Source organism: Phenylobacterium sp. 58.2.17 (genome assembly GCF_026411515.1).
Classification (GTDB): Bacteria; Pseudomonadota; Alphaproteobacteria; order Caulobacterales; family Caulobacteraceae; genus Phenylobacterium.
This window is the reverse complement of the sequence record NZ_JAPMTQ010000012.1, coordinates 88,922-110,739: the sequence shown is the minus strand read 5'-3', so window position 1 is coordinate 110,739 and position 21,818 is coordinate 88,922. Positions and strand designations below refer to the sequence as shown.

Below are 21,818 nucleotides of genomic sequence, written 5' to 3'. Positions count from 1 at the left end.
TTATATTGAATTGTCTTCCAGACGGTGCGTGTGGGGGTGGTCGGGCGCCGGCGACAACACAGCCGCCCGCGCCGGGGGGGGCGCGCCCGCGCGGCCCGGGCCGGCGGGGGCCCGAGCCTGGCCTTGTCGAATGACGCCATCGTCCCGCTCCACTCTGTTCCGATTGTGCCGGATTCCGCCGATGCCCGGCGAAGCCGTGCTCGCCCCGCCAAACGTCGTAGTACGAACGCAGTTCCTTGCATTTGGGGGCTCGGGGCGTTCCCGCAAGCCGGAACGGTTGCCCCAAGGACGCGTTGAGGTCCCACGAAAAGCGTACGGCCCGTCGAGGGGATCGGGCGTTTCGAGGACAGCATGGGCGGAGACACCGAGTGGCGCAACGAGGTGGTGGCGATGATCCCCGCTCTGCGCGCCTTCGCTTGGTCCCTCAGCCACAACGGCTCCGACGCCGACGATCTGGTGCAGGACACCCTGATCAAGGCCTGGTCCAACCGCGACAAGTTCGAGCCTGGCACCAATCTGCGTGCCTGGCTGTTCACCATCCTGCGCAACACCTACTACACTCAGGTGATCCGCCGCCGGCGCGAGGTCCGTGACGAGACCGGCGAGTACGCCAACAACATGCGCACGCCGCCGACCCAGGACTGGAGCATCGCCATGCGCGCGCTGCAGGCCGGCCTCGCCCAGCTGCCCGATGAACACCGCGAAGCGCTGATCCTGGTCGGCGCCGCCGGCCTCTCCTACGAGGAAGCCGCCGAGATCTGCGGCTGCGCGCTGGGCACCATCAAGAGCCGGGTCAACCGCGCCCGCGCCCGGCTGCTGAAGATCATGGACGCCGAGGAAGCCGCCGACGTCATGGTCCTCGACCACGCCGAGGCCAGCCGGGCCTGAATCCGCTCCCCCACAGCGCCATTCCGGTTTCGACGAAGCCCGGACCAGTCCCAGCCCGGCCACACCCCATCCAGCCCTTTCGAGGCAAATGGATCCCGGTCGTGCTTCGCAAAGCGGGATGGCGCCGGAGCGGACTGTTCAAAGGCTCAGCGGCTGGCGGAGCCAAGTCCGGCCGCTACTATGCCCGGCGACTCGTTTCGCCTGGAGTATCCATGTCCCGTTCCCTGCCCGTCGCGCTCGCGCTGTCCGTCCTGATCGCCGCGCCGGCCTTCGCCGCGCCAAAGGACGACGCGGCCAGGATCGTCGCCAGCCCCGCCTTCAAGGCGGCGACCGCTGTGCTCGACCGTGAGCATGAGCGCACCGTGCAGGACATCATCACCCTGACCGAAATCCCGGCCCCGCCCTTCAAGGAAGAGGCCCGCGGCAAGGCCTACAAGGCGATGCTGGAGGCCCACGGCCTGACCGACGTCGAGGTCGACGCCGAGGGCAACGTCATGGGCCTGCGCAAGGGAACCCGGCCGGGCCCGCTGGTGGTGGTCTCCGCCCACCTCGACACCGTCTTCCCGGAAGGCACCGACGTGAAGGTCCGCCGCGAGGGGACCAAGCTGTTCGCCCCGGGCATCGCCGACGACACCCACAACCTCGCGGTCCTGCTCGCCTGGATCCGCGCCCTCGACGCCGCCAAGATCAAGACCGCCAGCGACATCCTGTTCGTGGGCACGGTCGGGGAAGAAGGCCCTGGCGACCTGCGCGGCGTCCGCTACTTCTTCAACCAGGGCAAGTACAAGGACCGCACCAAGGCGTTCTTCTCGGTCGACGGCCTCGACCCTAGCGGCATCACCCACGTCGGCGTCGGCTCCAAGCGCTATCGCGCGACCTTCAGCGGTCCGGGCGGCCACAGCTACGGCTCGTTCGGGATCGTCAATCCGATGGCCGCCATGGGCAAGGCGATCGCCGACTTCTACGAAGTCCAGGTCCCGACTTCGCCGAAGGTCACCTATTCGGCCTCGGTCACCGGCGGCGGCACCTCGGTCAACGCCATCCCCAACAAGGTCTTCACCGAGTTCGACATGCGCTCGGCCGACGCCGGCGAACTGGCCAAGCTCGACGGCCGCTTCAAGGAGATCATGCAGGCCGCCGTCGACCACGAGAACAAGGCCCGCTCCACCCGCGTCGGGCAGGTCAGCGTCGAGATCAAGCCGATCGGCGACCGCCCGGCCGGCCAGACCGCCAAGGACGCCGCCCTCGTCGCCGGCACCGCTGCGGCCATCGAGGCGCTCGGCTACAAGCCGCAGTACGAGGCCTCCTCCACCGACGCCAACGCGCCGATGGCGCTCGGCATTCCCGCCATCACCATCGGCGGCGGCGGCTCGGGCGGCCGCGCCCACTCGCTGGACGAATGGATCGACGTCGAAAAGGCCAGCAGCGTCCGCGGCATGAGCGTCGGCCTCGCCGCCGTCCTCGTCGCGGCGGGCATGAACTAGCGGCTGAAGACCGACAACAGCCCGCGCAGCCAGTTCACCAGCGCTCCCCAGAGGTCGGCCAGCCACGACGTCGGCGTGGCCGGCTTCTCGGGAACGAACCAACTCGGCGCGGCCGGCGGGGCGCAGTTCATGTTCATGCCCACGCCCTTCAGGTAGCCGCGCCGCACGCCGCCGGCCTTGATCGCCGCCTCCACCGCCTTGCGGTGGCGGTCGGCGCCGCTCAGCTTGCGCACCCAGCCGCGGAACGGCAGCAGGTCCTGCGTCTCGCCGCGCACCTCGGCCACCGCCGCGGCCTTGGCCTGCGCTCCCAGCTTCTGCATCCGCGTGCGCTCGTCGGGGGCCGGCGCCTCGTCCAGGTCCGGGCCCAGCACCGCGTCCAGCCGGCCGATCTCGGCGGCGATCGCCTCGCAGCCGATCAGCTCGCGGGCCTCGTACGGATCGGCGAGCGCCCGAACCAGCACGTCCGGGATCTGGGCCTGCTTTAGGTTCAGGTCCTCCAGCGGCGCGGTCACCGCCCCGCGGAAGCCTTCGTCGACCTGGGTCGTCCCCCGGTCCGCCGCCGCCCCCGGCCCCGCCGCCAGCAGCGCCGCGGCCGCCAGCCACATCTGTCTCGTCACCATTGCTCCACCCTAGCCTTTGGCCGCGCGTTGGCGCTGCGGCGTTTCGCGCGCCGGTGCATCGCCGGGGGACGCCAGCCATTGCCCGAGTCGCCGCGCACGGCGACGGAACACCCCCTCGGCCCCGTCGTTTTCGAAGGAAGGAGCTATCGAGGATCAGGTCCATGCCCCATCGCCCGACCCCGCCCGACGAACCGCGCCGGCGCAGCCGCCGCTGTGACGAGGCCAAACGCCCCGCGGCGGAACCTCACAGCTTCGGCGAAGAAGGCCGCTACTCCTCCGACCAGGCCCGCTACTACGGCGCCGATCCCCGCTCGTTCGACGCCTTCGGCGCCCACCGGCCCAGCGAGACCCGCCCCGATTGGCGGCGCGGCCGCTATGAGTCGGGCCGCGACAGCGCGCCGGACGCCCCCTTCGACGAGGCCGACGCCCTGGCCCGCGGCTACTACAGTCTCGACGCCCCGCACGGCGGCCAGGAGTACGGGATCGAGCCGCACGGCTATCGCCAGTCCATCGTCCGCCGTCGCGCCCGCCCGCCCGGCGCGGCCCCCACCGAGGCCGAGCGCGCGCCTTACGGCGACCAGCCGCTGGATCCCCGCGACCTCGGAGTGCGCGAGTTCGGCCCTCCCGCCGACTACGCCTATCACCCGGGCGCCGAGGCCGAGTTCGAACTGGAGTACCTCGACTGGCGCGAAGCCAAGCTCGCGGCCCACGATCGCGACTACGCCGTCTGGCGCGCCGAACAGCAGCGCCGGTACGACTCCGAGTACCGCACCTTCCGCGGCGAGTGGCAGGAACGCTTCGACCGCGGATTCGCCGAGTGGCGCAGCCGGCACGACGGCGCGCGCCCCGCCGACGATGATCCGCCGCCGGACGATCGCATGTAGTTCTCCTCACGCGCGATCCCTTCGCGCAGGAGGCGAAACGTCGTTCGCCGACCATGTCCGGGGAGCGCCGAAAACGGCCGGAATAGTCCTATCGGCCAGATGACTCGCCTGCCCGAACCCCATACTAGCGTTACGTCAAATTGACGGGCGGCGCGTAGAGGCCGCCAGGGGGTGCGTGATGCGTGTGGTCGTGGTGAGCAGACAACCGCTTTGGCGGGACGCCCTGAGCGTCCTCGTGGCGGCCCAGCTCCCCGGCGATCCCGTGGTGACGCTCGACGATGTCGCCCAGCTGCCCCCGCTCGCTCCGGATGCAGACGACCTGATCCTCCTCGACCCGCCGGCCCAGAGCGACCCTGGCGATTGGATCGAGCGTCACGCCGACCAGCTGAGCGTCGGTCGCCTGGTCCTGATGCCGCCGCACAAGAATGTCCGCTGGGCCAAGATCGCCTACGCCCGCGGCTTCCGCGCGCTGGTCCCCAAGGACACCGCCTCGGACATCCTCGTCGCCGTGCTGCGGCTGGTGGTCGTCGGCGGCGAATACTTCCCCTGTTTCGAGGAACTGGGCGCCATCCCCGACCCTATTCCCGGCCATGGCCCGCGCCTGTCGCCGCGCCAGATCGAGGTCCTGCGCGAACTCGAACGCGGCCGGACCAACAAGGAGATCGGCGAACACCTCGGCATCGCCATCGCCACCGTCAAGCTGCACGTCCAGGCGATCCTCAGCGCCACCGGCGCCCGCAACCGCACCGAGGTGGTCAGCCGCATGGCCTCCGGCCAATCGCGCCCCCAGGCCTAGCCGAACGGCCACCCCAATATAGCCAAGCGCACTACCAAGAATAATTACACCACTATACTTTTCTATTACTTTTGATATTCGTCATTTTAGGACATCGTTAACGAAAACGCGTCCAGCGTCCCACCCAATATAGCGGGGGACTGACATGTCTATTACTGCGCAACTCAGTGAACGACTAAGCTTCATGCGTATGGACGACCTCGCCTGCGAGAGTCTCCGGGACATCAAACCCATCGTCATGAGCGCCCTGCCCGGCGCGCTCGACGCCTTCTACGGCCAGGTCTCGCAACGTGAGGAGACCCGGGCCTTCTTTTCCGGCTCCACCCACGTGGCCAGCGCCAAGGGCCGCCAGATCGATCACTGGGAGACGATCTCCAGCGGCCGGTTCGACGAGAAGTATGTCGCCGCCGTCACCACCGTCGGCGAAACCCACGCCCGCATCGGCCTGGAGCCGCGCTGGTACATCGGCGGCTACGCCCTGGTGCTGGAGGGGCTGATCGCGGCGGTGACCGCCGCCCGCTGGCCGCGCGGCGGGATCCTGCGCCGCGGCGCGACGCCGGACCAGATCGCCGCCGAGCTGGGCGCGCTCACCAAGGCGACGCTGCTCGACATGGACTATGCGATCTCGGTCTATCTCGCTGCCGCCGAGGCCGCGCGCCGGCGAGCGGAAGCCGAGGTCCTGGCCGCCGAGCGCGCCGCCATCGTCCAGACCATCGGCTCGGGGATGAGCGCCCTGGCCGGCGGCGACCTCGGCTACCGGATCGAGGCCGGGCTGGCGGCCGAGTACGCCCAGATCCGCGAGGACTTCAACGCCGCCCTCGTCCAGCTGGAGGAGACCATCGCCTCGGTGGCCGGGAACGCGGCCGGCGTCCAGGCCGGCGCGGCCGAGCTCGCCCGCGCCTCCGACGACCTCTCCCTGCGCACTGAGCGCCAGGCCGCCGCCCTGGAGGAGACCGCCGCGGCGCTCGACCAGATCACCGCCACGGTGAAGGCCACCGCCGACGGCGCGCGCCAGGCCGGCGAGGTGGTCGCCGTCGCCAAGGCCCAGGCCGAGCTTTCCACCAGCGTGGTCGAGCGCGCCGTGGGGGCCATGGGCCAGATCGAGCAATCGTCCGGCCAGATCGGCCGCATCATCGGCGTGATCGACGAGATCGCCTTCCAGACCAACCTGCTGGCCCTCAACGCCGGGGTCGAGGCCGCGCGCGCCGGCGAGGCTGGGCGCGGCTTCGCCGTCGTCGCCTCCGAGGTCCGCGCCCTGGCCCAGAGGTCGGCCGACGCCGCGCGGGAGATCAAGGATCTGATCGGCGCCTCCGCCGGTCACGTCGACGAGGGCGTCGGCCTGGTGCGTGAAACCGGCGCGGCCCTGCAGGCCATCGCCGACAAGGTCGGCGAGATCGACGAGGTGGTCACCGGCATCGCCGCCTCGACCCAGGAACAGGCTTCGGGCCTGGCCCAGATCAACTCGGCGGTGAACCAGATGGACCAGGGACTGCAGCAGAACGCGGCCATGGTCGAGCAGGCCGCCGCCGCCACCCGCGCCCTACGCGGCGAGGCCGCCGAGCTGACCGCCCTGGTCGCCCGCTTCCGGCTATCGGGCCAACCGCCGCACCGCGACGTCGGGCCGGTCGGCGCGATGACCCGGGCGCTGGCCTCGGCGGTCTCCGGCGGCCGGCTCGCCCATGGTTGAGGACCGCCTCGAGCGGGTGCAGCGCCTGGCCAACGCCGGCGCCTGGGAGTGGACCGTCGCCGACGGCGCCCTCTCCTGCAGCGAGCCGGCCCTGCGCCTGCTCGGCCTGCCGCCCGGTCCCTGCACCGCCGACCAGGCGCTGGACATGCTCCCAGACGACGACCGCCGACGTCTTGTGGAAGCCGTCCGGCGGGCGCTCGACACCGGCTGCGCCTACGCTCTCGACCACCGCGTCAGGCTGCCCGATGGGGCGGTTCGGGTCCTGCGCCACCAGGGCGCGCCGCGCCTCGACCAGACCGGCGCGGCCGTCGGCCTCGTCGGCGCGGTGCAGGACGTCACGCCCTTGCGCGTCGCCGAAGCCGCTTCCCATCGCAGCCAGCAGATGCTGGCCGGGATGCTGAAGATCTCGCCCGAGGCGATCGTCGTCGCCGACGCCGACGCGCGTATCATCCTGTTCAGCGCCGGGGCCGAGGCCATGTTCGGCTACAGCGCCGATGAGGCGCTCGGCCGCAGCGTCGAGGACCTGATGCCCGCCCGCTTCCGCGCGCGCCACCAGCAGGCGGTCTACCGGTTCGCCTCCAGCTCGCGGCCCAGCCTGCGGATGCACGAGCGCGCCGAAATCCTCGGCCTGCGCAGCGACGGCGAGGAGTTCCCCGCCGAGGCCTCCCTCGCGCGCCTGGAGACCCCGGCCGGCACGGCCTTCACCACCATCGTCCGCGACCTCACCGAGCGGAAGGCCGCCGAGGCCCGGCTGGTCCAGGCCCGCGAGGAAGCCGAGGAGGCCAGCCGCGCCAAGTCCACCTTCCTGGCCAATATGAGCCACGAGATCCGCACCCCGCTGAACGGCGTGCTCGGCGTCGCCGGCGCCCTGGCCCGCACCGAACTGGCCGAGACCCAGCGCGAAATGGTCCAGCTGATCGAGACCTCCGGCCGTGCGCTGCAGGACCTGCTCAGCGACATCTTAGACCTGGCCAAGGTCGACGCCGGCCGGCTCTGCATCCGCGACGATCCCTTCGACCTGGCCGAGATGGTCCGCGCGGTCTTCGCCCTGTTCCAGGCCAGCGCCGCCGAAAAGGGCATCGGCTTCCGGCTGGAGATGGACCGCGAGGTCTGCGACCGCTTCCACGGCGATGACCTGCGCATCCGCCAGGTGCTGTCCAACCTGCTCTCCAACGCCGTGAAGTTCACCGCTCGCGGCGAGGTGCGGCTCAAGGTGCTGTCGCGCGGCGTGGCCGGCGATGTGCGCCGCGTGCGCTTCGTGGTCGAGGACACCGGCGTCGGTTTCTCCCAGCAGGTCGCCGAGGCGCTGTTCGACCGCTTCGAGCAGGCAGACTCCTCGATCACGCGTGAGTTCGGCGGCACCGGCCTTGGCCTGGCGATCTCCCGCTCGCTGGTCGACCTGATGGACGGCGAGATCGTCGCCTCCTCCAGCCCGGGTCAGGGCGCGACCTTCGCCTTCGAGCTGCCCTTGCGGCGCCTCGCCCGCGACCTCGCCCCGCAGGCGCCGGCCCCGGCCTCCTCGCTGCCGCCCGCCGACCGCCCCGTGCGCGTGCTGCTGGCCGAGGACCATCCGACCAACCGCCGGGTGGTCGAGCTGATCCTCGGCGGCCTGCCGGTCGACCTGACCTGCGTCGAGAACGGCCAGCAGGCGGTTCAGGCCGCCGCGGCGGAGACCTACGACCTCATCCTGATGGATATGCAGATGCCGGTCATGGACGGGGTCACCGCGGTCAGCCGCATCCGCGCCGCCCGGCCGCTGCGCCTGGGGCCCCGCATCTGCATGCTGACCGCCAACGCCATGCCCGAGCACCGCGAGGCCAGCCACCGTGCCGGCGCCGACGCCTTCCTGGTCAAGCCCCTCGACGCCGCCGCCCTGATCGCCGAGGTCATGGAGGCCCGCGACGCCGGCGCCTGACCGCGCGTCCCGCTTCGCGGCCGCTGCCGACGCTCTCCGTTGATAGCGTCGGCGACCTGTGCGCAAGACAGGCGGCCCGCGCAGCAGGAGTCCGCATGGAATCGGCCGAAACGAGCAGCGCCGCCACGGCCGAGCGCATCCTGGAGGCCGCCCGCCTGCGCCTGGCCGCCGGCGGTTTCCGCGACCTCACCCTGCGGCCGCTGGCCGAGGCCAGCGGCTCGACCGTCGCAGCTCTCACCTATCACTTCGGCTCCAAGCGCGCGCTGATCGAGCGGCTGGTGCGGGCCGAGCGCCAGGCCGACGCCGCTCGCCATGCGGCCTTCCTGGCGCGCTTCGCGGGCCTGCGCGTCCTGGCCCCGGCCGCGCTCGTCGCCCTGCTCGAACACTATCTGGACGAGGCCGCCGGCCGCGAACGGGCGACCAGCCTGATCTGGTGCGAACTGCTGTTGGCCGCGGTCAGCGACCCGGAGGCCCGCGAACTGGTCGCCCCCTGGATCGCCGAGCGCCGCGCCTTCTGGGACGCGGTGTTCGAGGGCCGCATCCACGATCCCCAGGCCTGGGCCCGCGCCTGCCTGGGCTACGTGACCGACGAGACCGCCCACGGCCTGGCGCAGCAGGATAGCCCCGACTACCGGCTGATGCGGACCATGACCCTGGAACGGCTGGCGGGCCGCGGGGCGTGCCTCGGGCTGTCCGAACCAGCCTTCTTCGAAACCGTCATTCGCCGGCTGGACCCGGCGCTCGCCCTGCCCGGCCCGGCCTCCCAGGCGCCCTACGCCGGGCGCGCGCTGGACATCGCCATGGCCGCCGGCGAGGTGATCGTCGCGCGCGGGGCCGAAGGGGTCACCCACCGCGCGGTCGGCGAGCGGGCCCAGGCCCCGGCCTCCTCTGTCGCCTATCACTTCCGCACCCGCCTCGACCTGCTGCGCGCCGGACTGACGGTGATCTATCTCGTCGCCCAAGGCCGGCTGGCGCCGCGCCAGGACCAGGCCGAGATCGAGGCCTTCGTCGCCCGCGGCACGGTGTCGGTGGCCCTGGCCGCGGCCCGCGAAAGCGAACTGCGCCCCTACGCCGTCGACCTGCGCCGCCTGCGCGGCGAGAACCTGCGCCGGCGCGCGGCCGAGCGCCTGGGCCGCGACCTCGACCTCTGCGCCGCCCAGAGCGCCTCGGTCGCCCGGCTCGGCGCCACCCTGCTGGCCCGCGCCGAGGGCTCGCCGCCGCAAAGCGCCGAGCTGGTCGACTGGATGCTCGCCCGCGCGACCTGAACATCTGTTCTGTTGCGCGCGCTTTTCAGCCGCAATCGTCGCAAATATTTCGCACAACTGTTTTCCTGAACGCCGTGCAGACCCCCTAGAAGGCCCGCGTCCGAGCCACAGGGGATCACAAATGCTCAAGACCGCCCATGCCCGCCGCCATACGCTGCGGGCGCTTCTGGCCATCGGCGCCAGCGCCATCGCAACTGAACAAGCGTTCGCCCAGGCCGCCGCCGCCGACCCGCTGGCGATCGAGGAAGTGGTGGTCACCGCTCAGAAGCGCGAGCAGAAGCTGAAGGACGTGCCGATCTCGATCGCCGCCTTCGGCGGGGCCAACATTGAGCAGCAGAACTTCACCGACTTCGAGCGCCTGTCGACCCGCACCCCGGGCTTCTTCGTGCAGCAGCAGACCGACTCCTCGGCCAGCTTCGTCATGCGCGGCATCGAGGCCGGCAACGCCGGCGCGGTCTCCGAGCCGAGCATCTCGTTCTTCCTGAACGACGTCGACACCAGCCGCTCGCGCGGCATGCTCAAGGAGCTGTTCGACATCGAGCGGGTCGAGGTCGCCAAGGGCCCGCAGGGCACCCTCTACGGCCGCGGCTCGCAGATCGGCGCCGTCGCCGTCGTCACCCGCCGCCCGGACCTGTCGCAGACCGGCTGGTCGCTGGAGGGACAGTACGGCTCCTACAACCTCTACAGCATCACCGGCATGGCCAACCTGCCGATCATCGAGGACGAGCTGGGCCTGCGCGTCTCGGTCCGTCGCCGCGAGCGCGAGGGCTACGTCACCAATCTCGGCGGCTCCAAGAAGCTGAACGACGACGACCTGTGGGCGGCCCGCGCGTCGCTGCGCTGGGCGCCGAGCCAGGACCTGACCTTCGACCTGATCCTCGACCACCAGGCCGACAATGACGCGGCGGCCGCCACCAAGGCCATCAACATCGCCTCCCCGGGCGGCGACACCGGCTGGTTCAGCGACGCCGGCCAGAATCGCTACCAGCCGCCGCAGAAACGCCGCCAGACCGGCGCCACCCTGCTGGCCGACTGGGACCTCGCCGACGGCTGGAACCTCAAGTCGATCAGCGCGTGGCGCGAGGTGGACTTCTCCGAATCCTGGGACGTCGACGGCACGACCTACGAGTTCCTGATCGGCCGCAACCTGGCCGACGACCAGAGCATCCTCAGCCAGGAATTCCGCCTGGCCTACGACCAGGGCGGCCCGTTCCGCGCCGTCGGCGGGATCAGCTACTACAAGGACAAGACCTTCAATCAGTCGGAGTTCGTGATCAACGAACAGCTGCTGCTGGCCGGCTTCCCCAAGCGCACCACCCCGGTCACCATGTTCCCCGTTCCGGGCACGAGCCTGGTGCTGCCGGTCACCACCGGCAACTCGACCCTCTCCAACACCCGCAACAACCGCGAGAGCTGGTCGGCCTACATCAACGGCGGCTACGACATCACCGATCGCCTGGTGCTCGACGCCGGCGTCCGCTTCACCCACGACGAGGCCACGGTCCGCAATTCTTCGCTGGTCACCACCGTCGACGGCGTGCGCCCGATCGCCCTGCCCAACGGGCTCTCCAACTCGCTCGGCCAGGAATTCTCCAACAGCGCCGACTACGACATGGTCCAGCCGCGGATCGCCCTCACCTATCGCCTGACCGACCAGATCAACATCTATGCCGGCGCCTCGCGCGGCCTGAAGGCCGGCTATCCACAGACCACCTTCGCCGCCCCGGTGAACGGCCAGGCCCGGCCGATCTACGGCGAGGTGAAGACCGAGGAGGTCCTGAACTTCGAGGTCGGCGCCAAGGGTACGGTCATGGACCGGCTGTACTTCGACGCCGCCGCCTTCACCTATGACTACAACGACTTCCAGACCCGCGCCGTCGATATCACTGTCGGCGTCGTCAACGCCGGCAAGGCCTCGGCCTGGGGCGTGGAGCTGAACGGCGGGCTCAAGGTCACCCCCGAACTGACCTTGTCGGCCGCCTACGCCTATCTGCACACCCAGTACGACGAGTTCCGCGAGGTGGTCGGCGGCCAGCTGGTCGACCGGTCGGGCAATGTGTTCCGGATGGCTCCCGAACACACCGCCTCGCTCAGCGCCGACTACCGCCGGCCGATGGCCGAGGGCTGGGACGGCTTCGTCAACGCCAACTACGCCTGGCGCTCGGAGTACTTCCTGAACAACGACAACCTCGACACCGAGATGCAGAAGGCCTTCGGCCTCGTCGACCTGCGGATCGGCGCCGAAAGCGCTGACGGCCTCCTCGTCGAGGCCTACGCCGAGAACCTGTTCGACCAGGACTGGGTCCGCGACGTCGGCAACGGCGGCAAGTTCTTCGGGGTGCCCACCTCGGTGCGCGCCAATCCGCGCATGGTCGGCCTCCGCGTCCGCATCGTCCGCTAGCTTCGAGAGAGCCCATGAAGACTCTGATGACCAGCCTCGCGGCCCTGGCGCTCGCCTCGGCCGCGGCGGCGGCGCCCGCGCCGGCCCCCCAACCTGGCGACCAGCTGAAGCTCAACCAGATCCAGGTGGTCGGCACCCACAACAGCTACAGCCAACCAGCCGACCCCCGGGTGTTCGCGGTGATGAAGCCGCTGATCCAGCCGACCCTCGACGGCATGATGAAGATGATGCCGCCGGCCATGGCCGCGCGCATGGCCGACGAGCATCCCAATCCGCTGGGCGCCGACCTGCAGGCGGGGCTCGAATACGTCCACCCGCCGATCGAGATGCAGCTGCGCGCCGGCCTGCGCAGCCTGGAGTTCGACCTCAATGTCGACCACGAGGGCGGCCGCTTTTCCGATCCCCTCGCCTACCGGCTGCTGCGCGAGAAGGGCGCCAAGGACCTGGCCCCGCTCTATTCCGACGCGCTGAAGCAGCCGGGCCTGAAGACCCTGCACGCCGCGGACATCGACTTCCGCAGCAGCTGCCCGACCTTCCGCCTGTGCCTGCAGCAGATGCGGAGCTGGTCGGACGCCAATCCCGGCCACTCGCCGGTGTTCGTGCTGCTGGAGCCGAAGTTCAACAGCCTGGCCGGGTTCGCGCCCGGGGCCACCAAGCTGATCCCCTTCGACGCCAGGGCCTTCGCCGAGATGGACGCCTCGATCGGCGAGATCCTCGGCCGCGACAAGGTGGTCGCACCCGACGACCTGCGCGGCCAGCACGAGACCCTGGAAAAGGCCGCCCTGGCCGGGGCCTGGCCGACCGTGGGCCAGGCGCGCGGCAAGTTCGTGTTCCTGATGATCGTGCCGGGCATGAACCTGGCGGCCTTCAAGCCCTATCTCGACGGCCATCCCAACCTTGAGGGCCGCCTGGCCTTCGTCCAGGGCGAGCCCGGCATGGCCCACGCCGCCTTCGTCATGGTCGACAACGCCCTGACCCGCGGCGGCGAGATCAAGGCGCTGGTGAAGGCCGGCCGCCTGGTCCGCTCGCGCAGCGACATCGACACCTACGAGGCGCGCCAGAACGACCCGGCCCGCCGCGACGCGGCGCTGGCCAGCGGCGCCCAGGTCGTCTCCACCGACTACCCCTGGGCCCCGAACATCTTCGGCAACGCCTACGCGGTGAGCCCCTTCGACGGCGGCTTCCGCTGCAACCCGGTCAGCGGCCCCTGCGCCAAGACCCCGGCGCGCTGACCCCGCAGCGCGCCGCCCGAGCCCCGCCCCTTTCCCCGAGGGGGCGGGGCTCTTTGGCGGGCGCTGGCGCGACAAGAGCGTGACTTCGCCGCGCCCGTGCTTCGAGATAAGCGGAAGCGGATTCGGGGGAACTCACGCCTTGTCGACCCAGCCATCGAACGGTCCCAGAGTGGGGTGCGGCGTCGCCATCCTGCGAGACCAGCGCTTGTTACTGATCCGGCGTGCGCGCCCCCCCGAAGCCGGCTGCTGGAGCCTTCCGGGCGGAAAAGTCGAACTATGGGAAAGGACGGCAGAGGCCGCACGCCGGGAGATCGCCGAAGAGATCGGCGTCAAACTCGGCGCGCTCGAACTTCTCTGTGTCGTCGACTACGTGGCCCCTGACGAACGCGCTCACTGGGTTTCGCCGGCGTATCTGGCGACCGAGTTTGAGGGCGAGCCGACCTTGCTCGAACCTGAGAAGCACATCGGCCTGGACTGGTTTCCGCTCGACGCCTTGCCGAGCCCGCTCGCCCAGTCCGCCCAGGAAGCCGCCGAGGCGCTCAAGTCGCGCTAAGCGGCTTCGCGGTCCGCACGGGGTGGAAAGAGGACGGTGATGGCCCTAGCCTAGCCTCATGGGGGAAGTCAGCGTCTCGTTTGATCGCGCGGGCCAAGGCTGGATGAACCTCGCCATATCCATCGGCGACGAACGCATTGTCTTAGATTGGATCAGCTACACGACCGACGTGATCGGCGATGTGATCCGCGCTGCACTTCAAATCGCGGCCGGAGGCATGGGTGCGCTGGCGCGGTTCGACCGCGAACCCGCAGAATTTCGGATGCTCTTGGAACGGCGTTGGGAAGGCGTGCCCCAACGGGAAATGTTCTGGATCCGGGTGCTCGAACTACCTGAATTCTACGCTGATGCTCCCACTGAGGCGGGCGAGCAACGTTTCTGCGTCAACTGCGATCCATCGGCGTTCGCAACCGCGGTGCATCTCGCGGCGAGCCGGCTTCTTGGCGAGGCGGACGCCCAGGGCGGGCTGGAATGGTGGGGCCTGCCGTTTCCGTTTCGAGCATTCTCAGCTCTTGAGGCAGCCCTCGCCGAGGATCGCCCCCAGGCCGGCTAGAGACCGACAAGCGACATCGTGTGATCGATCACCCTCATGGACCGAAACCAATGCACGCTGCTTTGCACCAGCCGGACCGCTATCCGCTGACTTCTAAGTACGACGCGGCCTGGCTCCTGTCCCTGGACATGGGGCCCAACCCGCTATGGCTGCTGGAAGACCTCGCGACGGACCTGACCCTTCGGTCCGGCATGCGGGTGCTGGACCTCGGCTCCGGTCGGGGCGCGACATCGGTGTTTCTCGCGCGGGAGTTCGGCGTCGAAGTCGTGGCCGCCGACCTGTGGGTGGACCCGGCGCTGGCCGCAGCGACCTTCGCCCAGGCGGGCCTGAGCGACAGGATCGAGGCCGTGCGGGCCGAGGCGCATGCGCTTCCGTTCGCAGCCGGGTCGTTCGACGTGATCGTCAGCATCGACGCCTACGAATACTTCGGGACCGCCGACAGCTACCTGGCCTACGTCACCCGCTTTCTGAAGCCCGGCGGCCAACTCGCCATTGCCACGCCCGCCATGCGCCGGGAAGTCCGCGCGATGGGCGAGATCCCGGCCCACATTAAGGCGTGCGTCGGCTGGGAGGCCATCGCCTGGCACACTCCCGAGTGGTGGCGCTTCCAATGGAACATCACCGAACTCGTGAGCGTCACCGCGGCGCGCATGCAGGAACACGGCTGGGCCGATTGGCTGCGTTGGGCGCGGGCGCTGAATCCGGCAGGCGATGACAGCACCATCGCCATGCTTGAGGCCGACCGGGGCGAACTGCTCTCCTTCGCCCTCGTCACCGCCAACAAGTAGCAGCCCGCGACGGCGCATGCTCTGGACTCCGCCACCTGTGCACCCAATGGTTCGCTCATGACGAAATTGTCCCTGGCGCCATTGTCCTGGGCCCATCCGGATCGTCGTCGGCTCTATCGCGCCCTCCTGATCCTGACCTCGGCTCGACTGTCGCCGGCCCGCGCCGCAGTGGCCAGGCACGCCCTGCTGCAGGACCTGGAGATTTTCGACGATCCGCGCCAGGGCCAAGGCGACTGGCTGTTCGCCGACGAGGTCGCGCACGTGGAACGCTTGGGCGAACTGCTGGCGGCGACGGACGACCGCGGCGACCGGGATCGAGAGATCCAGAGGGCCGCGGCCGTGCTGATCCGGTTGATGGATACCAACGGCGCCGGTCGCGCAGAGATCGAAGCCGTTGCGGGTCAGTCTGATTTTTCTGAGAAAAGTTGGCGGTGACGCAGGGATTCGAACCCTGGATACGCTTTCACGTATGACGATTTAGCAAACCGTTGCCTTCAGCCACTCGGCCACGTCACCAGTCCGACCGGGCGCGCGCGGGGCGCGCTCCAAATCGGGTCGCACTCCATAGCCGAAACCGGGCGCCGGGAGCAACGGGGGCGTTGAAAAGAAAACGCCCTCCGCCCCGCTCGCCGAAATGTGCGGCGCGCGGGCCGCCTCATCGCCTATGGTTAAGCGACGGGAGGGGCGCGTGAGCGGTCAACTGCACGAACGACTGGACGCCAAGATCGGCGAGTTGCGCGCCGCCGGCGTGACGATCACGCGAATCGACGCCAGCCCCGAAGCGATCGCCCAGCTGTTCGTCGGCAAGGGCGAGGCGGCCATCCTGTTCGACGCCGATCCGGCCCGCGACACCGCCTGGTACGGCGACGTCGAGCTGCAGGCCTGCGCCGCGCCGGGCGCGCGGCTGCTGGTGGTCGGCGCCGACGGCCCCCAGAACATCGAGATCTAGAACATCCAGATCTGACGGCACGAAGCTTGCTGCGCGGTCTCCCAGCGAGACACTCGCGCACCAAAACGAGCCCATCGTCCCAGTGCGCGCGCCGGCGCCCCACGCGCCGGCAAGGCGGGGGAGCGCGTCATCGCCGGCGCGCTCCCCCAGCCTCCTTCACCCCCCAGCCTCCTTTGATCAGGACGGGCTCTTGGCGTAGCGGCGGGCGCCGCGCGCCGCGTCCAGGCACTCGGCATAGGTGTCCAGCAGCCACTTGCGGCTGGCCAGCTTGTCCTTGCCCTCGCGCGACAGGGCCACCCCCTCCAGGTCGGCGACCCGCTCCAGCAACTGATAGGCGATGTGCTCGGGCGTGTTCTCGACCGCCCGTGAAACCGGCAGATCGGCCATGGCGTTTTCGGACTTCCTGATAGACATTGCACGCGCGCCCTCGGCCGAGCTTACCCCGCGCCTCAACGTGCCGATCGCGGTACAGTTGCATTACCCTTTCGTCACGCCCAGAGCCCCTTTCGGAGACGCCCCGCGACGGGGCCAGACGCCCATGCGCTCCCTCTTGCCCGCCGTCCTGGCCCTCGCCCTCGCCGCGCTGGCGCCGGCGCCCGCCGCGGCCGATCCCAGCGCCGGTCCCGGCCTGCTGGCGCGCCTGCCCGACGGACGCCGCCTGAACTTCCGCTGCGCCGGCGCCGGCGCCCCGACCGTGCTGCTCGAAGGCGGCTACGGCGCGGACTCGCTCGGCTGGGGCAGGATCAAGGCCGCGTTCGCGAAATCCTACCGGGTCTGCAGCTATGATCGCGCCGGGGCCGGCTATTCCGATCCCGGGCCCCTGCCCCGCGACGGCGCGGCCATCGCCCGCGACCTCGACCGCGGCCTGGCCGCCGCGCGCATCCCCGGCCCCTACATCGTCGTCGGCCATTCCGCCGGCGGCCTCTATGTGCGGCTGTTCTCCAACCGCCGGCCGCAGGACGTGGTCGGCATGGTGCTGGTCGATCCGTCGGTCGAGCATCAGGACCGCCGCTTCGCCGCCCTGTTCGGCGAGGGCGCGGCCGGGCTCGGTCCGCTACAGGCGCGCGCCGCCCAGTGCCTGGCCGCCGCCGAGACGGGGGCCCTGCCCTCGGTCGAACCGCCGCTCGACAGGTGCGTGCCGCCCGCCCGGCCCGGCCAGAGCCCGGCCGCCGTCGCCGCCCGCCGAGCCGAGGCCCTGCGCCCGTCCACCTGGCGCGCCCGGATCTCCGAACTCGACACCCTCTGGAGCGCGACGTCCGACGCCCTCGACCTCGGCCGCCAGAGCTACGGCGACCTGCCGCTGGTGGTGCTGACCGCCGACGGGACCTATGCGGCCGCGCCGCAGGCCGCCCGCGAGCCGCTGGCCAGCCTCTGGTGGGGCCTGCACCGCGAACTGGCCCGCCGCTCGACCCGCGGGGTCAGCCGCCAGGTCGAAGGCAGTTCGCACATGATGATGACCGACCGGCCCGACGCCATTGTCGCGGCTGTCCGCGAGGTCGCCGCTCAGGCGAATATGATTAAGGCCAGGTGAACAATTCGCTCACAGGTTGTTCGCGGTTTATGAGCATCCTGAAGTGTGAACGACAGTTGTCGATGCCCACACGCAGCCCCGAGATTGATTCAGTCGTCAATCTGTTTGCAATTAGGGTGTTCTACGGGTGCGAATAGTTTACAGATATCGCTACAGAACGCGTGTACGTTAACTGCTCACACAGAGGCCGTGTGGCAGTGTGCTTCTCCGTTATCGCGACAAACCGGTCCCTGATGTCTCTCGCCGCTCCGTTCAAGCCCAGTTCGTTGGCTGATCGCCGCGCACGGCGCCAAGCCGATGCAGACGCGGCCGCTGCGGCCTGGGCCGACCCCGTTCGCGACCGCCGCGGACCGCTGCGCCCGGACAGGCTGACCCCGACCCGGCTGCGCATGTCGGGCCGGCTGCTCACCCGGTTCTTCCAGGGCGGCGACGCCATCGCGCTGATCCTCGGCAGCCTGATCGCCGTGGCCCTGACCCATGGCGCCAGCGTGCTGCTGATCTACGGCGGCGCGTCGGTCGCCACCTTCGCCAGCCTGCGCCTGTTCGACTGCTACAAGTTCGGCCGCCGCGAAGACCTGGCCATGCACCTGATGCGGGTCACCGTGGCGTTCGCCGTCGCGGTGGCGATGTGCTTTGCGATCCTCACCCATTTCGTCGGCGCGGTCATGCTGACCGCCTCGCTCGGAGTCTGGACGCCGATGGCGTTCCTCTGCGTGGCCGGCGCCCACGGGCTCTGGTGGGCCAACGTCAAGCGCTGGCGCGCCAACGGCCGGCTGACCCCCAACCTGGTCATCGTCGGGGCCACCGGCGCGGCCGACCGCCTGATCGCCGCCATTCTCGAAACCCGCGAGGCGCACGTCCTCGGCGTCTTCGACGACCGCGCCGCGCGCACGCCGGCGGGCCTGCATCGCGTCCCGGTGCTCGGCGGCACCGACGATCTGCTGGCGCACCGGATCATGCCCTATGTCGACCGCATCGTGATCACCGTGCCAGCCGGCGCGCGCGAGCGCGTGCACGCCCTGCTCGAGCGGCTGAAAGTGCTGCCCAACGAGATCACCCTGCTGCTCGACCGCGAGGGTCAGGCCGGCGAAGCCGACGCCATCGACCGCATCGCCAACATCCCGCTGACCCGCATCTCGGGCGCCGAGATCGACCAGGGCAAGGCGCTGGCCAAGCGCGCCCAGGACCTGATCATCGCCACCATCGCGCTGTTCGTCGCCACGCCGATCATGCTGCTGGTCGCCCTGGCCATCAAGCTGGACAGCCCCGGCCCGGTGTTCTTCCGCCAGCGCCGCCACGGCTTCAACAACGAAGAGATCGTGGTCTGGAAGTTCCGCTCGATGCGGACCGAATCCGCCGACGCCAAGGCCGCGCGCCAGATCAGCGCCGACGACGACCGCGTCACCAAGGTCGGCAAGTTCATCCGCAAGACCAGCCTCGACGAACTGCCGCAGCTGATCAACGTGCTGACCGGCGAGATGTCCCTGGTCGGCCCGCGCCCGCACGCCATCGGCATGAAGACCGGCGAGGTCGAAAGCTCGCGCCTGGTCGCCGAATACGCCCACCGCCACCGCATGAAGCCGGGCATGACCGGCTGGGCCGCCATCAACGGCTCGCGCGGCGCGGTCGACACCCCCGAACTGGTCCGCCGCCGCGTGGCCCTGGACGTGGAGTACATCGAGCGCCAGTCCTTCTGGCTCGACCTGTACATCATGTTCATGACCGTCCCCTGCCTGCTCGGCGACTCCGAGACGGTCCGCTAGGCCCGACTAGGCGCCGGCCGGCTCACGCCCATCTCGGCCAGCGGCGGCTTCCAGCTCTGCGGTGTGATCACCGCGCGATAGCGTTCGGTCTGGGCGGGATCGAACGTCTCGATCATGAACACTCCGTCCATCCAGACCTCAGTCAGCTGAAACACGCCCTCGCCCCGGTCGCAGGCCCGCGCGGGCCGGCCGGCGGGACGTCGCCGAACCGCGCAGGCGCGCGGCGCCGGGCCTACCCCAGCAGCGGCCAGCCCGGCGCTCCCACCACGCCGCGGTTGAAGAACAGGCCGGTCACCTGACCGCCGGCCCCGGTGATTGCGTCGCGCAACTGCGCCGGCGCGCGCACGTCGGGCTGATCGGCCGCCACCACGAGCACCGTCTGGTCCATGAACGGGGCAAGCGCCAGGGCCGCGCGCGAGCGGTCAGGCGCCGGCCCGTCGACGATGATCACCTCGGCGAAGCGGCGCAGCGCGTTCCAGTAGTCGGCGGTCGGGACCAGCCGCACGCTCTGGCGGCCGATCAGCCGCTCGCGCCGGAAACGGGTCACCCACCAGCGGGCCGAGCCGACGCGATAGGCGGCGAGATACCGGCCGTCCGGCCAGACCTCCCCGTCCGGGGTCTGGGCTGGCGGCTCGACGGTGAAAAAGGCCGAGCCGTCCGGGCTGGCCTGCATCGGGCCGATCAGTTCGCCGTAGCGGCCGGCCTGGGCCGACAACGCCGCATGCTGCGCGGCGGTCACCAGGTCCAGGTCGACCAGCCACACCGATCGCCCGGCCTTGCGCGCCGCGTAGTGGGCCAGCTCGCGCGCCACGGTCGAGGCGCCCTCCCCGGTCCGCGCCGCAGTGATCTGAATGATGCGCGAGCGTCCGGCCGCGGGCGATCCCAGGGACGCCCACAGATCGGCCATCTCGGAACTCAGATCGACCATGCTCGAATCGCGCCGCCCATTTGGGGGAGGCTAGAGCATTTCCCCTCGATCTGGCGGGGTCGGAGTTGTCTCAGGCGCGAACCGCCCCTCACCGCCCCTTGAAGGACGCGGCCCCCAGCACCGGCAGGTCCAGGGTGCGCGCCGCCGACTGCGGCGTCGGCAGGCCGGGGCGCAACACCATCGCCAGCAGCCCCGCAAACAGGGCCGAGACGGCGGCGACCAGGAACGCCGTCGCAATCACCGGCCCCCGCAGGCTCTTGCCCTGGGTCGGCGGCGCGGCCCGCTGGACGATGCGGATGTTCTCGCTCGCCCGGGCGGCGATCTCGGAGGCCGCGCGGCGCTGCTCCTCCTTGACCGCGAAGTCGCGCAGGCCGGCCTGCAGCACGGCGCGGTTCAGCGACAACTCCTGGAAGCGCGGCTCCAGCGCCGCCAACGCCAGCCGCCGCTCGGTCAGGCGCTCGGCCTGCGCCTTGAGCTCGGCCTGCGCGCGGCGCAAGGCGCCGATCTCCGATGTCAGCTGGATCTTCTCGGTCTGCAGGGCCTGGTGCACCGGATTGATCCCCAGCCACCTGCCCCCCTCGCCCTGGGCCCGAGCGCCGGGCGCGCCGGAGGCGTCGCGATAGATCACCACCTCGCGCGGCGCCTGGTCGAGTTGCGTGCTCAGGCTCGCCAGCCGCCCGATCCGCGCCTGCAACTGGGCGTCGGTCTGCAATCTCTGCTGCTCGACCCCTGCCTGCAGCTGCGACAGCGAAGCCTTTTCGGCCGCGAAGTCCCCGATCCTGTTGTCGGTCAGGAACGCCTCATAGGCCGCCTCGGCGTCCGCCAGCCGCGCCTCGAACACCTGGCGCTGCTGCTCCAGCGCCGGCGAGCCGGGGTCGATCAGCACCGTGCGGCGGAAGATCAGATATTCCTCAAGCAGGGTGTTGAGGATCAGGGCCGCGGCCTTCGGGTCCTGGTGGCTGAACCTGGCCCGCACGATCGGGGTGTCCGGCGCGGTCTCGATCGCCAGGCCCCGCTCGATGGCCCGGACCGCCCGGCCCATGACGGCGGCCTTCTCGGCCGGCGTCGCCGCCTTGGCGTACGCCCTGGCCAAATCCGGATAGGTCTGCGCCAGGCCCAGCCGCTCGATCACCCGCAGTTTCAGCGGCGCGGCGCCCAGGATCTCCAATTCCGACTGGACCATCCGTCCGGGGTCCAGCGACGTTCCACGCCCGGCGTCCCCGACCCGCGGCTCGTAGACGTACTCCTGGCCCAGCCGCACGAGCACGCTCGAATAGGCCTCGTAGCGGGTCTTCAAGGTCAGGGCGGCGGCCATCCCCAGGACTGACAGGGTCAGAAAGACCGCCAGCATCAGCCGACGCTCGCGCCACAACAGCGCCGGCAGATCGCCCAGCGCATAGCGGCGGCCGACCCAGGCCGAGCCCGGGGCCTGCGTCGCTGCTGTCCGGGCGCCGTGCGTCACGTGCGAGTATCTCGGTTCCCGTCCACCGCCGACGACGAGTCGGCGCGCTCTACGCCTATCTCTCGCCCCGTTCGCGGCGTTCGTCAAAAGCGGGACCGCCGATGCAGCGCGCGGTCTCG

At 70.4% G+C, this 21,818-nt stretch carries 21 protein-coding genes and 1 tRNA gene; 16 read left to right on the top strand and 6 right to left on the bottom strand.

The genetic code is table 11. The annotated features are described in order from the left end of the window. The first annotated feature begins 351 nt into the window (after positions 1-351). Both OUA97_RS10835 and OUA97_RS10830 read left to right on the top strand, forming a co-directional pair. On the top strand, positions 352-888 hold the full coding sequence (locus tag OUA97_RS10835) for a sigma-70 family RNA polymerase sigma factor (RefSeq protein WP_267231899.1): 537 nt from the start codon (positions 352-354) through the stop codon (positions 886-888). A gap of 212 nt (positions 889-1,100) precedes the next feature. Then, positions 1,101-2,372: a M20/M25/M40 family metallo-hydrolase gene (locus OUA97_RS10830; RefSeq protein WP_267231898.1), complete on the top strand. Its 1,272-nt coding sequence runs from the start codon at positions 1,101-1,103 to the stop codon at positions 2,370-2,372. Here OUA97_RS10830 and OUA97_RS10825 read toward each other — a convergent pair. Next, positions 2,369-2,992, bottom strand: a complete 624-nt coding sequence (locus OUA97_RS10825; RefSeq protein ID WP_416362426.1) for a hypothetical protein — start codon at positions 2,990-2,992, stop codon at positions 2,369-2,371. The genes OUA97_RS10830 and OUA97_RS10825 overlap by 4 nt on opposite strands. A 161-nt stretch (positions 2,993-3,153) precedes the next feature. Between OUA97_RS10825 and OUA97_RS10820 the strand changes: the two genes are divergently transcribed. From OUA97_RS10820 to OUA97_RS10770, 11 genes are all read left to right on the top strand, one after another. After that, complete coding sequence (locus OUA97_RS10820; protein WP_267231896.1) at positions 3,154-3,876, top strand: hypothetical protein; 723 nt, start codon at positions 3,154-3,156, stop codon at positions 3,874-3,876. Positions 3,877-4,069: 193 nt separating this feature from the next. Next, on the top strand, positions 4,070-4,672 hold the full coding sequence (locus OUA97_RS10815) for a helix-turn-helix transcriptional regulator (RefSeq protein ID WP_267231895.1): 603 nt from the start codon (positions 4,070-4,072) through the stop codon (positions 4,670-4,672). A 145-nt stretch (positions 4,673-4,817) separates the two neighbouring features. Further along, positions 4,818-6,359, top strand: coding sequence for a globin-coupled sensor protein (locus OUA97_RS10810; RefSeq protein WP_267231894.1), 1,542 nt, complete (start codon positions 4,818-4,820; stop codon positions 6,357-6,359). After that, positions 6,352-8,274 carry a hybrid sensor histidine kinase/response regulator gene (locus OUA97_RS10805; RefSeq protein ID WP_267231893.1) on the top strand — a complete coding sequence of 641 codons (1,923 nt, stop codon included), beginning with the start codon at positions 6,352-6,354 and terminating at the stop codon, positions 8,272-8,274. Before OUA97_RS10810 ends, OUA97_RS10805 begins: the two co-directional genes overlap by 8 nt. 95 nt (positions 8,275-8,369) lie before the next feature. Next, a complete protein-coding gene (locus OUA97_RS10800; protein ID WP_267231892.1) occupies positions 8,370-9,539 on the top strand; it encodes a TetR family transcriptional regulator in 1,170 nt (389 codons plus the stop codon). Between the two features lie 121 nt (positions 9,540-9,660). After that, positions 9,661-11,940 (top strand): TonB-dependent receptor, encoded by a 2,280-nt coding sequence (locus OUA97_RS10795; RefSeq protein WP_267231891.1) that lies wholly within the window; start codon positions 9,661-9,663, stop codon positions 11,938-11,940. 14 nt (positions 11,941-11,954) lie between these two features. Next, complete coding sequence (locus OUA97_RS10790; RefSeq protein WP_267231890.1) at positions 11,955-13,172, top strand: Ca2+-dependent phosphoinositide-specific phospholipase C; 1,218 nt, start codon at positions 11,955-11,957, stop codon at positions 13,170-13,172. A gap of 139 nt (positions 13,173-13,311) precedes the next feature. Next, positions 13,312-13,725 (top strand): NUDIX domain-containing protein, encoded by a 414-nt coding sequence (locus OUA97_RS10785; protein WP_267231889.1) that lies wholly within the window; start codon positions 13,312-13,314, stop codon positions 13,723-13,725. 58 nt (positions 13,726-13,783) lie between these two features. Then, positions 13,784-14,278 carry a hypothetical protein gene (locus OUA97_RS10780; RefSeq protein WP_267231888.1) on the top strand — a complete coding sequence of 165 codons (495 nt, stop codon included), beginning with the start codon at positions 13,784-13,786 and terminating at the stop codon, positions 14,276-14,278. Between the two features lie 50 nt (positions 14,279-14,328). Continuing rightward, the gene (locus tag OUA97_RS10775; protein ID WP_267231887.1) at positions 14,329-15,066 is read left to right on the top strand and encodes an SAM-dependent methyltransferase; all 738 of its coding nucleotides are present in this window, start codon (positions 14,329-14,331) and stop codon (positions 15,064-15,066) included. A gap of 66 nt (positions 15,067-15,132) precedes the next feature. After that, a complete protein-coding gene (locus tag OUA97_RS10770; protein WP_267231886.1) occupies positions 15,133-15,501 on the top strand; it encodes a hypothetical protein in 369 nt (122 codons plus the stop codon). Here the strand turns inward: OUA97_RS10770 and OUA97_RS10765 are convergent. Beyond that, positions 15,493-15,582 (bottom strand) — tRNA-Ser (locus OUA97_RS10765). The genes OUA97_RS10770 and OUA97_RS10765 overlap by 9 nt on opposite strands. Before the next feature lie 172 nt (positions 15,583-15,754). Between OUA97_RS10765 and OUA97_RS10760 the strand changes: the two genes are divergently transcribed. Further along, complete coding sequence (locus OUA97_RS10760; RefSeq protein ID WP_267231885.1) at positions 15,755-16,015, top strand: hypothetical protein; 261 nt, start codon at positions 15,755-15,757, stop codon at positions 16,013-16,015. A 177-nt stretch (positions 16,016-16,192) separates the two neighbouring features. Here OUA97_RS10760 and OUA97_RS10755 read toward each other — a convergent pair whose 3' ends face one another. After that, a complete protein-coding gene (locus OUA97_RS10755) occupies positions 16,193-16,402 on the bottom strand; it encodes a hypothetical protein (protein ID WP_267231884.1) in 210 nt (69 codons plus the stop codon). 151 nt (positions 16,403-16,553) lie between these two features. On the opposite strand from OUA97_RS10755, the gene OUA97_RS10750 reads away from it, so the two are divergent. Further along, entirely contained in the window at positions 16,554-17,546 is a 993-nt protein-coding gene (locus OUA97_RS10750) for an alpha/beta fold hydrolase (RefSeq protein ID WP_267231883.1), read from the top strand. Positions 17,547-17,779: 233 nt separating this feature from the next. Beyond that, positions 17,780-19,309: an exopolysaccharide biosynthesis polyprenyl glycosylphosphotransferase gene (locus OUA97_RS10745; RefSeq protein ID WP_323690696.1), complete on the top strand. Its 1,530-nt coding sequence runs from the start codon at positions 17,780-17,782 to the stop codon at positions 19,307-19,309. Here the strand turns inward: OUA97_RS10745 and OUA97_RS10740 are convergent. The 3 genes from OUA97_RS10740 to OUA97_RS10730 all read right to left on the bottom strand — a co-directional run bounded on the left by OUA97_RS10740 (position 19,306) and on the right by OUA97_RS10730 (position 21,699). Further along, positions 19,306-19,464, bottom strand: coding sequence for a hypothetical protein (locus tag OUA97_RS10740; protein ID WP_267231882.1), 159 nt, complete (start codon positions 19,462-19,464; stop codon positions 19,306-19,308). The genes OUA97_RS10745 and OUA97_RS10740 overlap by 4 nt on opposite strands. 77 nt (positions 19,465-19,541) lie before the next feature. Beyond that, positions 19,542-20,237, bottom strand: coding sequence for a sugar kinase (locus OUA97_RS10735; protein WP_267231881.1), 696 nt, complete (start codon positions 20,235-20,237; stop codon positions 19,542-19,544). Between the two features lie 88 nt (positions 20,238-20,325). Then, entirely contained in the window at positions 20,326-21,699 is a 1,374-nt protein-coding gene (locus OUA97_RS10730; RefSeq protein WP_267231880.1) for a GumC family protein, read from the bottom strand. Positions 21,700-21,818 lie beyond the last annotated feature (119 nt).

What these genes read in the sequence shown, in the direction of transcription:
- OUA97_RS10735 (WP_267231881.1), bottom strand. Translation starts at nt 20,237, where the DNA reads ATGGTCGATCTGAGTTCCGAGATGGCCGATCTGTGGGCGTCCCTGGGA.
- OUA97_RS10825 (WP_416362426.1), bottom strand. Translation starts at nt 2,992, where the DNA reads ATGGTGACGAGACAGATGTGGCTGGCGGCCGCGGCGCTGCTGGCGGCG.
- OUA97_RS10810 (WP_267231894.1), top strand. Translation starts at nt 4,818, where the DNA reads ATGTCTATTACTGCGCAACTCAGTGAACGACTAAGCTTCATGCGTATG.
- OUA97_RS10750 (WP_267231883.1), top strand. Translation starts at nt 16,554, where the DNA reads ATGCGCTCCCTCTTGCCCGCCGTCCTGGCCCTCGCCCTCGCCGCGCTG.
- OUA97_RS10775 (WP_267231887.1), top strand. Translation starts at nt 14,329, where the DNA reads ATGCACGCTGCTTTGCACCAGCCGGACCGCTATCCGCTGACTTCTAAG.
- OUA97_RS10835 (WP_267231899.1), top strand. Translation starts at nt 352, where the DNA reads ATGGGCGGAGACACCGAGTGGCGCAACGAGGTGGTGGCGATGATCCCC.
- OUA97_RS10780 (WP_267231888.1), top strand. Translation starts at nt 13,784, where the DNA reads ATGGGGGAAGTCAGCGTCTCGTTTGATCGCGCGGGCCAAGGCTGGATG.
- OUA97_RS10755 (WP_267231884.1), bottom strand. Translation starts at nt 16,402, where the DNA reads ATGGCCGATCTGCCGGTTTCACGGGCGGTCGAGAACACGCCCGAGCAC.
- OUA97_RS10790 (WP_267231890.1), top strand. Translation starts at nt 11,955, where the DNA reads ATGAAGACTCTGATGACCAGCCTCGCGGCCCTGGCGCTCGCCTCGGCC.
- OUA97_RS10800 (WP_267231892.1), top strand. Translation starts at nt 8,370, where the DNA reads ATGGAATCGGCCGAAACGAGCAGCGCCGCCACGGCCGAGCGCATCCTG.
- OUA97_RS10795 (WP_267231891.1), top strand. Translation starts at nt 9,661, where the DNA reads ATGCTCAAGACCGCCCATGCCCGCCGCCATACGCTGCGGGCGCTTCTG.
- OUA97_RS10745 (WP_323690696.1), top strand. Translation starts at nt 17,780, where the DNA reads ATGTCTCTCGCCGCTCCGTTCAAGCCCAGTTCGTTGGCTGATCGCCGC.
- OUA97_RS10830 (WP_267231898.1), top strand. Translation starts at nt 1,101, where the DNA reads ATGTCCCGTTCCCTGCCCGTCGCGCTCGCGCTGTCCGTCCTGATCGCC.
- OUA97_RS10805 (WP_267231893.1), top strand. Translation starts at nt 6,352, where the DNA reads ATGGTTGAGGACCGCCTCGAGCGGGTGCAGCGCCTGGCCAACGCCGGC.
- OUA97_RS10820 (WP_267231896.1), top strand. Translation starts at nt 3,154, where the DNA reads ATGCCCCATCGCCCGACCCCGCCCGACGAACCGCGCCGGCGCAGCCGC.